The sequence below is a fragment of the Amaricoccus sp. W119 genome (assembly GCF_047275745.1).
Classification (GTDB): domain Bacteria; phylum Pseudomonadota; class Alphaproteobacteria; order Rhodobacterales; family Rhodobacteraceae; genus Amaricoccus.
This window is the reverse complement of the sequence record NZ_JBKQWU010000071.1, coordinates 1-14,598: the sequence shown is the minus strand read 5'-3', so window position 1 is coordinate 14,598 and position 14,598 is coordinate 1. Positions and strand designations below refer to the sequence as shown.

The window sequence follows — 14,598 nt, the reverse complement described above, 5'->3', positions numbered from 1 at the left end:
GCGGCTGCCGGACACCAAGGTCTCCCGCGTGCCGGAGCTGCTTCCGTGGAACTGGAAGCCCGCCACGACCGCTACGCGCAAGGCGGCGTGACCGTGGTCCAGGCCGGATGCTTACACAGTATGGATGTTGGTGGTCATACATCTGCGGCGCGGTGCCACCGTCTTTGGTGGTTTCAGGGCCTTGGCTGATGCCTGCGAAACCGTTTTTCATGACGTCGTATTCTACGACAGCAATGACGTCGTTTCGTTTGGCGAGTGACCGGCCGCTGTTCCCTTGTCCTGCCTCTGGGGATGAATGTCAGGTGTGAGGGATTCGAAAACGGGGTTTCCCAAGAGAGAATAATGGGTTGCGCTATGCCGCAAGCTTTGGGATCTGGCGCTCGACTGTCAAATGGCTACTCGGGGATCGTGGCTATGACGCTGACTGGTTCAGAGAAGCGTTGCAGGACAAGGGGATACGTGCCTGCATCCCAGGCCGGAAGAAACGCAAGACGCCGATCAAATACGATAAGCGGAGATACAAGCGGCGTAACCGCATCGAGATCATGTTCGGCAGGCTCAAGGACTGGAGGCGCGTCGCGACCCGCTATGACCGATGCCCCAAGGTGTTCCTCTCAGCCATCGCCCTCGCGGCTCTCGTCATCTATTGGTTATGAATCCTGACCCTAGACCGAAGCTGAAGGTGATTATCCCGCCCGCACATAGCTGCCGGGTGCCGGCTCGATCGGTTTCAGCGCTCCGCTACCAGGCACATAGGCCGGAACCTTCTTGCCCTTGCTGTGGCTTTCGATCCATTCCGCCCAGTTCGGCCACCACGACCCCTGGTGCGGCGTGGCCTTGGCCAGCCAGTCCTGCGGATCGGCAGGATAGGCAGCCGCGCTGGTCCAGAACCCGTATTTCGGCCGTTTTGCCGGCGGGTTGATCACCCCCGCGATATGCCCCGATCCGCCCAGAACAAAGGTCGTGTCACCGCCCAGCAAGCCGGTTGTCGGATAGATCGAGTTCCAGGGCGCGATGTGATCCTCTTTCGTCGCAAAGACATAGAAGGGGATATCGATCTTGCCGATGTCGATGGGCACGCCGTCCATGGTCAGGTGCCCGGCCTTGCGCAAGCCGTTCTCGATATAGATCTTTTCCAGATACCACAGCAGCATGGCCGCCGGCAGGCGGGTGCTGTCGCCGTTCCAGAACAGCAGGTCGAAGGCGGGCGGCTTGCGGCCCATCAGGTAATTCATCACGTGGAAGGACCAGATCAGGTCATTTTCCCGGATCATCGAGAACATGTCCTGCAGATGGTGGTTTTCCAGATAGCCCTTTTCGGCCATGTGTTCGCGCAGAACCTGCAGCCGGTCGCGGTCGATGAAAACGCCGATCTCGCCCACATCGGTGAAATCGACCATCGTGGCCAGCGTCGTCGCGGTCTTGACCCGCTTGTCGCCCTTGGCCGCCATATAGGCCAGCGTCGCCGTCACCAGAATCCCGCCGATGCAGAAGCCGAGAATGTCGAACTCGTCCTCGCCGGTCGCATCGGTGATCGCGTCCAGCGCGGTCAGCGGGCCAAGGCGCATGTAATCCTCGAAGCTCAGCGCCGCGTGCTGCTTGGTCGGGTTGACCCATGAAATCAGGAAAACGCTGTGGCCCTGCTCCAGCATATAGCGGACGAGGCTGTTTTCGGGCTTCATGTCGAAGATATAGTATTTGTTGATCCAGGGCGGCACGAACAGCAGCGGACGCTTGAACTGGGTCTTGGTCAGCGGTTCGTAGTGGATCAACTGGATCAATTCGTTCTGATAGATCACCTGCCCCGGCGTCGTGGCCAGATCGCGCCCGACCTCGAAGGCCTCGCGGTCGGTCATGTTGATGTCCAGCCGCCCGTCGCCGCGTTCCAGATCGTCCAGAAGGTTGCGGAACCCGTCCAGCAGGCTGCGGCCATCGGTTTCAAGGAAACGCTCACGCGCGGCGGGGTTCAACGCCAGATAATTGCTGGGCGACAGCGCGCTGAGCAACTGCCGGGTATAGAACCGCACGCGCAGGCTGTCCTTGTCACCCTCGGGCAGGGTCTCGATCAGGCGGTCGGCGGCGCCTTCGATGGCCAGATGCACGTCGCGCAGGCCACGGCTGACCGGATCGCTGGTCCAGAGGCCATCGCGGAAGCGGCGGTCCTTGCTGTCCTCGCCCTCGCCCGTCCATGCGCCTGCCCAGGCCTTGGCGCTGTTGGACCACAGATCGATCTGGAACTGCGCCAGCGCAAACGGGTTCTGCGCCAGCTTCATCCCCACGCGAGCATAGGCCTGCGCCACGGTCCCCGAATCCAGCACCGAGAATTCATTGCCCGTCGCTTTGGCCAGGGCACTGGCGCTGCTGCGCTGCGCAAGCTCCTGCGCCCGCTGCATTAGGCTGGCAAATTCTGCGGTCTGTTCGGCAATCTCGCTTTGGTCCATTCCGGGTCTCCTTGGGGGTAGCTAGGACGACCGGCTCTGCTGGCAACGGCCGGCGGTGGTGGGGACTGGCAAACGGCAGGTTGTCAGTCTGTGCTTGCAACAAGGATCACATGCAGGAAGCCCGGCCCATGCGCCCCGCGCACATAGCTCCCCTCGATATCGGTCGTGCCGCTGGGTCCGGTGATCAGGATCGCGTTGCGCGGATGGGGCCGCTCGGCCAGCTGCGCAGCATAGTCCTCGAGATGGGACAGGATATCGGATTCCTGCAGCACCACGATATGATGCAGGGGCAGGAAAGACAGCAAGATCGGCGTATCGGCGCCCGAATGCACGATCATGGACCCGCTTTCGGCGATACCCCAAAGCGCCTTTCCGAGCGCTGCCGGCTGGTCCGGGGCAAGAGTGGTGCCGGTGTCAAGGCCCGTCCAGTCGAGTGCGGTCAGCGCCGGCGTCGGTTCCACGGCCAGTGACAGTGACAGGCCGTGTCCCGACAGATAGCGCTGCACAGCGTCGGGAACGGCTTCCATGCCGCCAACGCGGTCAATCGTCGTGCCGATCGCCTCAGCCTTCAGGATGAAGGCATCTAACAGCCCCTCAGCGACCAGTCGGGGGCGGCTGGTGTCGGGATCGGCCAGCAGGGCCTTGGCCTCGGCGGAGATGGCGTCGGGCGCCGGGCGTTCCTGTGGCAGGGCGGCGCGGATCGCGGACAGGATGCGGTCGCGGGCGGTCATGGGCGGCTCCCCTTGTGTGCCTGCTGGGCGCGATACTGTTCCATGAAGGTGCGGCCCGCCGGGCGCGGCAGGTCGCGATGGGCCGTCCAGCCGCCCGCCAGCGGCAGGCGCGCGATCCAGCCTCCCTTGCCGAACAACCGGAGGGCCCGCACGCCGACCCGGCTGGCCAGCCCGTAAAGACCGGGACGCCGGGCCAGAACGGCCCAGATACCGATGCCGACGCGAAGGCTGCCCGGTTCCAGCCTTTCTCGCCAACTGCGGATCCGCCAGGCGCGCAGCAGCGTGGGGATGGGAATCTCGACCGGGCAGACTTCGGCGCAGCGGCCGTTCATGGTGCAGGCATTGGGCAGGTCGCGTGAACCGGCAAGCCCGTTCAGCACTGGTGTCAGAACCGAACCCATCGGTCCGGGATAGGTGCCGCCATAGGCGTGCCCGCCGATCTGGCGATAGACCACGCAATGGTTCATGCAGGCCCCGCAGCGGATGCAGCGCAGCATCTCGCGGAACTCGTTGTCCAGCATTCTGGTGCGGCCGTTGTCCACCAGCACGATGTGCATCTCCTCGGGACCATCGGCATCGCCAGGACGTTTGGGTCCGCAGTGGAATGTCGTGTATTGCGTCAGTTCGCCGCCCGTGGCCGACCGCACCAGCAGGCGCAGCAGGGACAGGGCATGGGCGGTGGTGGGCACGATTTTCTCGATCCCCGCCGTGACGATATGAATGCGCGGCGGCGTGGTGGTCAGTTCGGCATTGCCTTCATTCGTCACCGTGCAGGTGGCACCCGTATCGGCCACCAGGAAGTTCGACCCCGAAATGCCTATGTCGGCCCCCAGAAACTTGGCGCGCAATTCGCGCCGCGCGCTTTGCACCATGGTGGCCGGATCGTCGGCCGAGGGCGGCGGGTGATGAGCTATCTTGAACAGTTCGGCCACCTGTTCGCGGGTGCGGTGCATCGCGGGCCAGACGATGTGTGAGGGGGCCTCTCCGGCAAGCTGGATGATGTGTTCGGCCAGGTCGGTCTCGACCCGCTCGATCCCGGCATCGGCCAAAGCATGCGGCAGGCCGATTTCTTCGCCCAGCATGGATTTCGACCGCGTCACCAACTTGGCCTTGGCATCCAGGCAGATGCGGGTGATGATCGCTCGCGCCTCGGCATCGTCGGATGCCCAGTGGACCGTAGCACCAGATGCGGTGGCGTTGCGCTCGAACTGTTCGAGATAATAGTCCAGATGGGCGATCACGTGATCCTTGATCGCGCGTCCGCGTGCGCGGGCGGCCTGGAATTCGGGAAACGCCGCCACTGCCACCGCGCGCTTGGCCTCGGCCGTGCCGGTGGTGCGGTCGATGGCGATCTTCAGCGTTCTGTCCGCCAGTGCCGTCTTGGCACGGTTCTTGAACGAAACCTGCACAGATGCCTCTGGTGCGCTCATGATGCTCAGCCCTCCTCGCCGATGGCGGGACCGTCGGCCCGGCCCGCCAGAACCTCGATGGTGTGGAAACAGCGCGTCCTTGCGCCCCGGCGGTTCAGCTTGCCTGCCATGTTCATCAGGCATCCCAGATCTCCCGCCAGAAGCAGGTCGGCCTCGGTGCGCTCGATCGCCTCGGCCTTTTCGGTGACGATCGCGTTCGAGATGTCGGAATACTTGACGCAGAACGTGCCGCCAAAGCCGCAGCAGACATCATTGCCTTCCAATCCCCGCATCTCCAGGCCCGCGACCTCCGCCAGAAGCGCACGGGGTTGCGCGGCGATGCCCAGTTCGCGCAACCCTGCGCAACTGTCGTGGTAGGTGGCCGTCGCTGACAGGCGACGGCCCTTTGGCCGAAAACCCATCACATCAACCAGGAAACTGGTGATCTCGTGGGTTCTCGCGGCGAGGATCCGGGCGCGGGGCGCCCAGACCGGATCTTTGGCCAACAGGTCCGGATAGCCGTGCACGATGGTTCCCGCACAGGAACCCGAGGGCAGCACAATATAGTCGAAGCCCTCGAAAGCAGCGATGGTCTGTCGCGCCAGTGCTGCTGCATCCTTTTCGTCTCCGCTGTTCAAGGCCGGTTGCCCGCAACAGGTCTGTGCCTGCGGCACCTCGACCCGGCATCCGGCCTCCTCCAGAAGCTGGATGGCGGAAAACCCGATGCTGGGGCGGATTGCATCCACGAGACAGGTCACGAAAAGGCCGACGCGGGGATTTGGCTGTCCGGACATGACGACCTCAGCGTGTTTGGGTGGCGGAAACAGCCCCGCGATTGCGCGACATCAGGAACAGCACGGCGGCCGGCCAGATCAGCACGGCGATCCACCACAGGTTCGGCCCGCCCGCCAGGATAGCAAGACCAAGAAAGCCGCCCTGGACGATATAATACAACATCGGGATCAGGGTCATGCGGATGATTTCGCCCTCGCGGTCCACAAGTCCCACCGTGGCCGAGGCTGACACCACGTTGTGCACGCAGATCATATTGCCTGCCGCACCGCCGATGGCCTGCAGCGCAACAACCAATCCCGCCCCGGCCGCGCCCAGACCGATCTGTTCAGCGGTCGAGAACTGGAACAACGAGAACATCATGTTCGAAATCGTGTTCGATCCGGCGACGAAGGCGCCCATCGACCCGATCAGCGGCGCGAACATCGGCCAGGCACTGCCGACCACGGCCGAGACGCTTTCGGCGAGCACGATCGGCATCGACGCCATCGTGTCCGAGGCAGAGTTGATGAACACCTGCACCATCGGCACCGCCAACAGCAGTGCCGGGGACGCCGCGATCATTGTCGATCCCGACGTACGCAATGCCTTGCCGTAATCGGCCGGACGCATTCGATGGAACAGGAAGGTGAACAGCGAAGCGAGGATCAGCACCGTTCCAGGCAGATACAGCCATTGCACGCGGGCATTGATGCCCGACCCGAACAGATCATCGAAGGCCATGGTCCGTTCCGGGGCGGTCAGCCAGGCCTTGAAATCGGGAATCGTGCGCGTCGCGACCAGCAGAAGAACCACGAATATGTAGGGCGCCCAGGCCTTGAGCAACGGCATCATCTCAAGCCCGGCACGGTGATCCTCCAGATCGTCCAGCTTGCCGACCCATTTTCCGTCCCATTGTTCGCGGGGCGGAAAGTCGAAGACCTCCTTCGGAATCAGGAAGCCGGCCCGTGCGGCGGGAACGACGATCAGCAGCCCGATGATGCCGCCCACCAGGGACGGAAATTCCGGGCCAAGCAGGCTGGCAATGATCCAGTAGGGAACGGTGAAGGCAAGCCCGGCGAACAGCGCGAATTTCCAGATGCGGAACCCTTCGGCGAAGGACCGCCGGGAACCGAAGAACCGCGTCATCATGCCGATCATGATCAACGGGATCAGAAAGCCGATCAGGCCATGCAGCGTGGCAACCTTGACAGCAATCTCGACCAGATAGTCAGCGAAGGCCATCGGTGCGATGGTCTGTTCGACAATCGCCTGACCCGAAAGCCCGGTATTGACACCGACAAGAATCGGCGTGCCGATTGCCCCGAATGACACAGGCGTGGACTGGATGATCAGCGATACCAGCACCGCCGCCATGGCCGGAAAGCCGATGGCAACCAGCAGTGGCGCGGCGATGGCCGCGGGCGTTCCGAACCCGGACGCCCCCTCGATCAGCGATCCGAACAACCAGGCGATGATGATCGCCTGTACCCGCCGGTCAGGCGAAATGCTGGTGAACCCTGCCCGGATCGACCGGATGCCGCCGCTTTCCTCCAGCGTGTAGAGCATCAGGATCGCACCGAAGATGATGTAGAGCAGGCTGACTGCGGTCACGGCACCGTTCACGGTGGCGCCAAGAATCTTGTTGAGGTCCGTGCCCCAGACCAAAAGCGCGGTCGCGGCCGTGACCAGATAGGCAACGCCCATCGAAAGCTTGGCCGAGCGTGCGAGCACCACCAAGAGCAGAAACACTGTGGCGATTGGCAGCAGGGCCAAGACGAATGTGAAGACTTGGGACATCTTTCCTCCTCAGAAGCGTCGGGCCGATCCGGCCCCTGTGGGGGTCTGTGACAACGCAGCCGATATTCTCGGGCGTGCCGGATTCGTGGCGCACCATGGTCGGGGTCGAATGGTCGATCACCAGCAGGAGCGCGCCGATGCTCTTGTGCGCGTCGCGGTACAGGATGGGGTCACCCGACCTCGTCGCTCAAGCGCCGCGCAAGTCCTTGATGGCCGCATCCACCTCAACTGCAAACCGTTTCTGAGTTTCGGTCATCGCCACCAGCGATTCCTCCGAAAGCCGCTGCATCAGCGCGAGAGCCTTGTCGGCCGCGTCCGAAAGAACCTTGATATTGTTCCCAGACGCCTCGGAGCGGACGGATGTGTCGAGCCGCTTCATGCTGTCTGTTGCGGCAGCCGTCATCTCGTCGAAAATCTGGAACTGACGCTCGATCTGCAACCGGTAGAGGGATCTTGCGTGCTCGTTGGCACTGGCCAGTGCATCCAGCCGTTTCTGCCACATCTTCAGCATTGAGGCGGGATCGAGGCCGTCAACATTCTGACGGCGGAACCAGTCCGCCATGCCCTGAGAGTTCATGAACGGAAACAGGGATGTCGGATCAAACGCCTTGAGCGCTTCATTGAAACCCATGGCGGGCTTCTTGTCGGTCATAGCAGGCTCCTGTTGCTGTGCTGACGGAAGGCATCGGGCGATCCGATGTGGCCGCCCGATCACAGTCAGTGACGCTTCTTCGGCGGCATCAGGTCGGTGATCGTGCCCTCGAACATTTCGGCAGCAAAGTTCACCGTCTCACTCAGAGTAGGATGCGGGTGGATCGTGTGGCCAAGGTCGACCGCATCGGCTCCCATCTCGATGGCCAAGGCCACCTCGGCGATCAGATCGCCGGCGTTCGGGCCGACGATGGCAGCGCCGATGACGCGTTGATCGGTTTCGTCGAAGATCAGCTTGGTGATGCCCTCGGACCGGCCAAGTGAAAGCGACCGTCCAGAGGCAGCCCAGGGGAAAACGCCCTTGCCAACCTTCAGGCCACTGGCCTTGGCCTGGGCTTCCGTCACGCCGACCCAGGCAACTTCGGGGTCGGTGTAGGCGACCGAGGGAATCACGCGGGCGTCGAAGTGGCGGTTGTGCCCGGCCGCGACCTCGGCTGCGACCTTGCCTTCATGGACTGCCTTGTGCGCCAGCATCGGCTGGCCCACCACGTCGCCGATGGCGAAGATATGGGGAACATTGGTACGCTGCTGGCTGTCCACGGCGATGAATCCGCGGTCGTCCACGGCCACGCCCGCGGCGCCGGCGTTCAGCATCTTGCCGTTGGGCCGACGCCCGACCGACACAAGGATCTTGTCGAAGCGATCGGTGGTGGTGCCGCCCTTGTCGTCCTCGAAGGTGACGGTCAGCCCGTCCTCGTCGGCCGAGACCGCCGTGACCTTGGTCTTGAGCAGGATCTTCTCGTATCGGGCCTCGATCCGCTTATGCAGGGGCTTGACGATGTCCTTGTCGGCGCCGGGGATGATCTGGTCCATCAGTTCCACGACCGTTACGCTGGACCCCAGCGCGTCATAGACGCAGGCCATTTCCAGCCCGATGATGCCGCCGCCCAGAACCAGAAGGCGTGCGGGCACGCCGTCCAGTTCCAGCGCGCCGGTGGAATCGATCACGCGGGGATCGTCATGGGGAATGAACGGCAGCTTCACGGGTTCGGACCCGGCGGCGATGATGCACTGGTCGAAGCTGACCGTGGATGTCGCCCCCTCGATGTCGACCGCGATCATGTTGGGTCCGGCAAAGGTGCCAAAGCCGGTCACGACCTGAACCTTGCGGCCCTTTGCCAGACCGCTGAGACCGCCCGTCAACTGCGTGACGACCGAGTTCTTCCAGCCGCGCAGCGCATCGAGATCCACCTCGGGCGGCGAGAAGCGCAGGCCATGATGGCCCATCTCCTCGGCTTCCGAGATGACCTTGGCGGCGTGCAGCAGTGCCTTGGACGGAATGCAGCCGACGTTCAGGCAGACCCCACCCAGCGTTGGATAGCGTTCGATCAGCACGACCTTCTTGCCCAGGTCGGCCGCGCGGAACGCCGCCGTATAGCCGCCCGGACCTGAACCGAGCACGACCACCTCGGCATGGATGTCGCCGCGCACCGAAGCGGACAGCGCTGCCGGGACGGGCTGAGCTGCGGCGGGGCTGCTGTCACGACCGCCGCTGCTGTCCTTGCGCGGCTCCTCCTTGCCCTTGGCGGGTTCGGCGGCGGCGCCGGCGGCGTCCAGCGTCAGGATCACCGATCCTTCGGAGACCCGATCGCCTTCCTTGACCGAGATCGCGGTGATCCGGCCTGCGGTGGGGCTGGGCACCTCCATCGTCGCCTTGTCGGATTCCAGTTCGATAAGCGGCTGCTCCTCGGCAACCTCGTCGCCCACGGCGACCAAGAGGGTGATGATCGGCACATCCTTGAAATCGCCGATGTCGGGAACCTTGACGTCCATGTTTCGGCCCTCCTTCACAGCATGATCCGGCGCACGTCGCCGAGCAGGTGCTTCAGCGTCGCGGCAAAGCGAGCCGCCAACGCCCCGTCGATGGCGCGGTGGTCATAGCTGATGGACATCGGCAGCATGTTGCGCGGCACGAATTGCTGGCCGTCCCAGACCGGCGCCATCCGGGAGCGCGTCAGGCCCAGGATCGCCACCTCGGGGGCGTTCACGATAGGCGTGAAGGCGACACCGCCGATGCCCCCCAGCGACGAGATGGTGAAGGTCGCGCCCTGCATGTCCTGGGACTTCAACTCCCCCGCGCGGGCCTTGGCGCTGAGGCCGCCCAGTTCCTTCGAGATGTCGACAATCCCCTTGCGGTCGGCGTCCTTGATGACCGGCACCACGAGCCCGTTCGGCGTGTCCGCGGCAAAGCCGATGTTGTAATAGGACTTGCGGATCAGCTTGTCGCCGTCGGGGTGGATCGACGAGTTGAACTCCCAGTGCTTGCGCAGTGCGGACACGCTGGCCTTGATCACAAGCGCTAGCAGGGTGACGCGATAGCCGTCCTTCTTGGCCTCGTGGTCCAGTTCCTTGCGGAACTGGTCGATCTCGGTGATGTCGGCTTCCTCTTGATGGGTGACATGGGGGATGTTCAGCCAAGACCGGTGCAGCGCGGGGCCGGACAGCTTCTTGATGCGCGCCATTTCTACGTTTTCGACCGGACCGAACTTCGAGAAGTCCACAACCGGAATCGGCGGGATGCCCATGCCGCCGCTCAGCGCCGCGCCGCCCGATGCGGCAGCGCCCGGGACTGCGCTGGCCTTTAGCGCCGCCGTCACGTCGTCGCGCAGAATGCGCCCCTTGCGGCCCGAGCCGTTGATCTTGGCCAGATCAATCCCCAACTGCCGCGCAAAGGCGCGGATCGACGGCGAAGCATGGGCCTTGTTGAACCCCGAATCTGTGACGGCGGGAGCTGCGGGGGCTGCCGCCGCCGGAACCGATGCGGCAGGCGCGGCGGCGGGCGCCGATGTAGGCGCCGATGCGGCGGCAGCGGCGTCGCTGCCCTCGGCCTCGACCGTCAGGATCACCGATCCCTCAGATACCCGGTCGCCTTCCTTCACCACGATAGAGGCGATGCGGCCTGCGACGGGGCTTGGCACCTCCATTGTGGCCTTGTCGGATTCAAGCTCGATCAACGGGTCCTCGGCGGCGATGGTGTCGCCCACCTTCACCAGAACGGTGATGACCGGGACATCCTTGAAATCGCCTATGTCGGGAACGTTCACTTCAACAGGCATGATGTGTCTCCTCCTTCTTCCCGCTCAGACCAGCCGGGGGTTCGGCTTGGCGCCGTCGATGTCATACTTGGCAAGGGCAGCTTTCAGCGTCGCCTCGTCGACCGCACCGTCACGGAACAGATCCACCATGGCTGCGGCGGCGATGTGGTTGGCATCGACCTCGAAGAACCTCCGCAGGTTCACCCGGCTGTCGGAGCGACCGAACCCGTCGGTCCCCAGCACCGTGTAGCGGCCCGGCACGAAGGCCCGGATCTGCTCGGCATAGTTCTTCATGTAGTCGGTGGCGGCGATCACCGGTCCCTTGGCCTTGGACAGCGCCTGCGTGACGAAAGCGGCGCGCGGGGGTTCCATCGGGTTCAGGCGGTTCCAACGTTCTGCGTCCTGGCCGTCGCGGGCCAGTTCGTTCAGGCTTGTCGCCGACCAGATGTCGGCAGTGACGCCGAAATCGGCTTCCAGCATGTCGGCGGCCTTGATCGCCTGCACCAGGATGGTGCCCGAGCCCATCAGGTTCACGTGCCGCTCTGCCGGCTGGGCGGCCTCGCGGAAGCGGTAGAGGCCGCGGATGATGCCGTCCTCGACGCCGTCGGGCATGTCGGGGTGGCTGTAGTTCTCGTTCATCAGGGTCAGGTAGAAATACACATCCTCCTGATCCTGGAACATCCGCGTGAGCCCGTGATGGACGATGACCGCCACCTCGTACTGGAAGGTCGGGTCGTAGCTGATGCAGTTGGGGATGGTCCCGGCCAGGATGTGGCTGTGGCCGTCCTCGTGCTGCAGCCCCTCGCCGTTCAGGGTCGTGCGGCCCGCCGTGCCCCCCAGCATGAAGCCGCGGGCGCGGCTGTCGCCGGCGGCCCAGGCAAGATCGCCCACCCGCTGGAAGCCGAACATCGAATAGTAGATGAAGAACGGGATCATCGGCACGCCGTGGTTGGAATAGGACGTGGCCGCCGCGATCCAGTCGGCCATGGCACCGGCCTCGTTGATGCCTTCCTGCAAGACCTGCCCATCCGCTGCTTCGCGGTAATAGGACATCTGCTCGCGATCTTCGGGCGTATAGTGCTGGCCGGCGGGATTGTAGATCCCTATGGATCGGAACAGCCCCTCCATCCCGAAGGTGCGGCTTTCGTCCGGCACGATCGGCACGATATGCTTGCCCAGCTCCTTGTCGCGCAGAAGTGTGGTCAGGATGCGCACAAAGGCCATCGTGGTCGAAATCTCGCGCTCGCCCGTGTTCTGAAGCTGCGCCTTGAACGCCTCGAGCGGCGGGATTGCCAGCTTGGGCGAGGTGCTGACACGCTGCGGGAACGCGCCACCCAGGGCCTTGCGGCGGTCCGCCAGATAGGCCTTCTGGGCGTTGTTCAACGCGACGAAGGGGGCCTTCGGCAAATCCTCGTCGGACACGGGGATCTTGAAGCGGTCTCGGAACGCGCGCAGTTGGTCCTCTGCCAGCTTTTTCTGCTGGTGGGTGGTGTTCTGCCCTTCGCCCGCGGATCCCATTCCATAGCCCTTGACCGTCTTGATCAGCAGGCACGTCGGCTGGTCCCTGGTGTCGGTCGCCTTGCGGAACGCGGTATAGACCTTCTCGGGATCGTGGCCGCCCCGGCTCAGCGACCAGATCTGATCGTCGGACCAGTCCTCGACCAAGGCCGCAGTTTCGGGATACTTGCCGAAGAAATGCTTGCGGATAAACGCGCCGTCCTTGGACTTGAAGGTCTGATAGTCGCCGTCCACCGTTTCATCCATCAACTGGCGCAGCCGGCCGCTGGTGTCGTTTTCTAGCAGATCGTCCCAGCCCTTGCCCCAGAGCAGCTTGACGACATTCCAGCCCGCGCCTCGGAAATTGCCTTCCAGCTCCTGCACGATCTTGCCGTTGCCGCGCACCGGGCCGTCCAGGCGTTGCAGGTTGCAGTTGATGACGAAGATCAGGTTGTCGAGACCCTCGCGCGCGGCCAGGTCGATGGCACCGCGACTTTCCGGCTCGTCCATCTCTCCGTCGCCCAGGAAACACCAGACCTTGCGGTCGGCCATATCGATCAGCCCGCGGTTGTGCATGTATTTCATGAACCGCGCCTGATAGATCGCCATCAGCGGGCCAAGTCCCATGCTGACAGTCGGGAACTGCCAATAGTCCGGCATCAGCCAGGGATGGGGATAGGACGACAGCCCCTCGCCCCCGACCTCGGACCGGAAGTTCAGCATCTGCTCTTCGGTGATGCGGCCTTCCATGAAGGACCGGGCATAGATGCCGGGCACCACATGGCCCTGGAAGAATACCAGATCGCCGCCGTGAATCGCCGACCGCGCGCGCCAGAAGTGGTTCAGCCCGACATCATACATCACCGCCGAGGAGGCGAAGGATGCGATATGCCCGCCGTATTCGCTGGATTCCTTGTTGCGGCGCACGACCGTCGCCATGGCGTTCCAGCGGTTGATGGTGCGGATGCGCCATTCCATGTCCAGATCGCCCGGAAACTCATACTGATCGTCCACGGGGATCGTGTTCTGGTAAGGGGTCGTTGCAGAGAACGGCAGCGTTGCCCCGGCGGCGCGGGCCTGTGCGACGGCTCTATCGAGCAGGAAATGAGCCCTGTTGGGGCCATCGCGTTCAATCACGTCGGCAATGGCGTCCTGCCATTCGCGGGATTCGATCGGGTCGATATCGGGACCGAGGTCTCTCATGGGTGTTTCCCTCAAACGAAGAACTGGCCGCCATTGGCGGAGATGGTGGAGCCGGTGATGAAGCCGGCATCGTCGGATGCCAGGAACACCACGGTCCGGGCAATCTCCTCGGGCTCGCCCAGACGGCCCACCGGGATCTGCGGGATGATCCGCTCGTTCAGCACCTTTTCATCGATGGCCTTGACCATCTCGGTCGCGATATAGCCGGGGCAGATCGCGTTCACTGTGATGCCCGCCCGGGCGCCTTCCTGGGCCAGGGCCTTGGTAAAGCCCAGGTCGCCCGCCTTGGCGGCGGAATAGTTCGCCTGGCCGGCCTGGCCCTTTTGCCCGTTGATCGAACTGATGTTGATGATCCGCCCGAACTTGCGGTCGCGCATTCCCGCCCAGACCGGGTGGGTCATGTTGAAGACGCCGGTCAGATTGGTGTCGATGACCTCTTTCCACTGCTGCGGCGTCATCTTGTGGAACATCGCGTCGCGCGTGATCCCCGCGTTGTTGACCAGAACAGCAATGGGACCAAGCTCTTCCTCGATCTTCTTGATGCCCTCGGCGCAGGCGTCATAGTCGGCGACCGACCATTTGTAGGTCTTGATCCCGGTTTCCTCGGTGAATGCCTTTGCGGCGTCGTCGTTGCCGGCATAGGTGGCGGCGACGGTGTATCCCGCCTCCATCAGTGCCTTGGAAATTGCCGCGCCGATGCCACGCGACCCCCCGGTAACAAGTGCAACCTTGGACATGAATCCCTCCCCTTCAAGAATTTGCCGTCCCCGAAATATTGCTACAAGGATGGCCAAAGTTGCGCAATGATATTGCGCACGTTTTCCTGCCTTACCGTTCCAGGCACATGGCGACGCCCATGCCGCCCCCGATGCACAGCGTGGCAAGGCTGTCAATCGGCGCGGGACCGGGGACCGGGATCGGCGTGGAATCGGGGACCCGGGTGATGCGGATTTCGATGGGGTGGTTCGGGTGGTGGAGGGCGTAGCCCGGAACCGCCCGA

At 63.6% G+C, this 14,598-nt stretch carries 10 protein-coding genes and 1 pseudogene; 1 reads left to right on the top strand and 10 read right to left on the bottom strand.

Going from position 1 to position 14,598, the window contains the following annotated elements; translation table 11 throughout:
• Positions 1–389: 389 nt before the first annotated feature.
• Positions 390–656 (top strand): annotated as a pseudogene (locus ACLJK8_RS19870) (transposase); the annotation flags it as partial.
• 30 nt (positions 657–686) lie between these two features.
• Here the strand turns inward: ACLJK8_RS19870 and ACLJK8_RS19865 are convergent.
• From ACLJK8_RS19865 to ACLJK8_RS19820, 10 genes are all read right to left on the bottom strand, one after another.
• Complete coding sequence (locus ACLJK8_RS19865) at positions 687–2,441, bottom strand: PHA/PHB synthase family protein (protein ID WP_413152093.1); 1,755 nt, start codon at positions 2,439–2,441, stop codon at positions 687–689.
• A gap of 83 nt (positions 2,442–2,524) precedes the next feature.
• The gene (locus tag ACLJK8_RS19860; RefSeq protein WP_413152092.1) at positions 2,525–3,172 is read right to left on the bottom strand and encodes a LutC/YkgG family protein; all 648 of its coding nucleotides are present in this window, start codon (positions 3,170–3,172) and stop codon (positions 2,525–2,527) included.
• Positions 3,169–4,602 carry a lactate utilization protein B gene (locus ACLJK8_RS19855; RefSeq protein WP_413152091.1) on the bottom strand — a complete coding sequence of 478 codons (1,434 nt, stop codon included), beginning with the start codon at positions 4,600–4,602 and terminating at the stop codon, positions 3,169–3,171. Before ACLJK8_RS19855 ends, ACLJK8_RS19860 begins: the two co-directional genes overlap by 4 nt.
• A gap of 5 nt (positions 4,603–4,607) precedes the next feature.
• Positions 4,608–5,375 carry a (Fe-S)-binding protein gene (locus tag ACLJK8_RS19850; RefSeq protein WP_299793752.1) on the bottom strand — a complete coding sequence of 256 codons (768 nt, stop codon included), beginning with the start codon at positions 5,373–5,375 and terminating at the stop codon, positions 4,608–4,610.
• A 7-nt stretch (positions 5,376–5,382) separates the two neighbouring features.
• Positions 5,383–7,152, bottom strand: coding sequence for an L-lactate permease (locus tag ACLJK8_RS19845; protein WP_413152090.1), 1,770 nt, complete (start codon positions 7,150–7,152; stop codon positions 5,383–5,385).
• 187 nt (positions 7,153–7,339) lie between these two features.
• A complete protein-coding gene (locus ACLJK8_RS19840) occupies positions 7,340–7,804 on the bottom strand; it encodes a hypothetical protein (RefSeq protein ID WP_413152089.1) in 465 nt (154 codons plus the stop codon).
• A 65-nt stretch (positions 7,805–7,869) separates the two neighbouring features.
• Positions 7,870–9,636: a dihydrolipoyl dehydrogenase gene (lpdA, locus tag ACLJK8_RS19835; protein WP_413152088.1), complete on the bottom strand. Its 1,767-nt coding sequence runs from the start codon at positions 9,634–9,636 to the stop codon at positions 7,870–7,872.
• Between the two features lie 14 nt (positions 9,637–9,650).
• Complete coding sequence (gene aceF, locus ACLJK8_RS19830; RefSeq protein ID WP_413152087.1) at positions 9,651–10,919, bottom strand: dihydrolipoyllysine-residue acetyltransferase; 1,269 nt, start codon at positions 10,917–10,919, stop codon at positions 9,651–9,653.
• A gap of 24 nt (positions 10,920–10,943) precedes the next feature.
• Complete coding sequence (gene aceE / locus ACLJK8_RS19825) at positions 10,944–13,598, bottom strand: pyruvate dehydrogenase (acetyl-transferring), homodimeric type (protein WP_413152086.1); 2,655 nt, start codon at positions 13,596–13,598, stop codon at positions 10,944–10,946.
• A gap of 11 nt (positions 13,599–13,609) precedes the next feature.
• The gene (locus ACLJK8_RS19820) at positions 13,610–14,335 is read right to left on the bottom strand and encodes a beta-ketoacyl-ACP reductase (RefSeq protein ID WP_413152094.1); all 726 of its coding nucleotides are present in this window, start codon (positions 14,333–14,335) and stop codon (positions 13,610–13,612) included.
• Positions 14,336–14,598 lie beyond the last annotated feature (263 nt).

Excerpts from the sequence above, each read along its gene's own strand:
- ACLJK8_RS19855 (WP_413152091.1), bottom strand. The coding sequence starts at position 4,602 with ATGAGCGCACCAGAGGCATCTGTGCAGGTTTCGTTCAAGAACCGTGCC.
- ACLJK8_RS19820 (WP_413152094.1), bottom strand. The coding sequence starts at position 14,335 with ATGTCCAAGGTTGCACTTGTTACCGGGGGGTCGCGTGGCATCGGCGCG.
- lpdA (WP_413152088.1), bottom strand. The coding sequence starts at position 9,636 with ATGGACGTCAAGGTTCCCGACATCGGCGATTTCAAGGATGTGCCGATC.
- ACLJK8_RS19850 (WP_299793752.1), bottom strand. The coding sequence starts at position 5,375 with ATGTCCGGACAGCCAAATCCCCGCGTCGGCCTTTTCGTGACCTGTCTC.
- ACLJK8_RS19845 (WP_413152090.1), bottom strand. The coding sequence starts at position 7,152 with ATGTCCCAAGTCTTCACATTCGTCTTGGCCCTGCTGCCAATCGCCACA.
- aceE (WP_413152086.1), bottom strand. The coding sequence starts at position 13,598 with ATGAGAGACCTCGGTCCCGATATCGACCCGATCGAATCCCGCGAATGG.
- ACLJK8_RS19840 (WP_413152089.1), bottom strand. The coding sequence starts at position 7,804 with ATGACCGACAAGAAGCCCGCCATGGGTTTCAATGAAGCGCTCAAGGCG.
- ACLJK8_RS19860 (WP_413152092.1), bottom strand. The coding sequence starts at position 3,172 with ATGACCGCCCGCGACCGCATCCTGTCCGCGATCCGCGCCGCCCTGCCA.
- ACLJK8_RS19865 (WP_413152093.1), bottom strand. The coding sequence starts at position 2,441 with ATGGACCAAAGCGAGATTGCCGAACAGACCGCAGAATTTGCCAGCCTA.
- aceF (WP_413152087.1), bottom strand. The coding sequence starts at position 10,919 with ATGCCTGTTGAAGTGAACGTTCCCGACATAGGCGATTTCAAGGATGTC.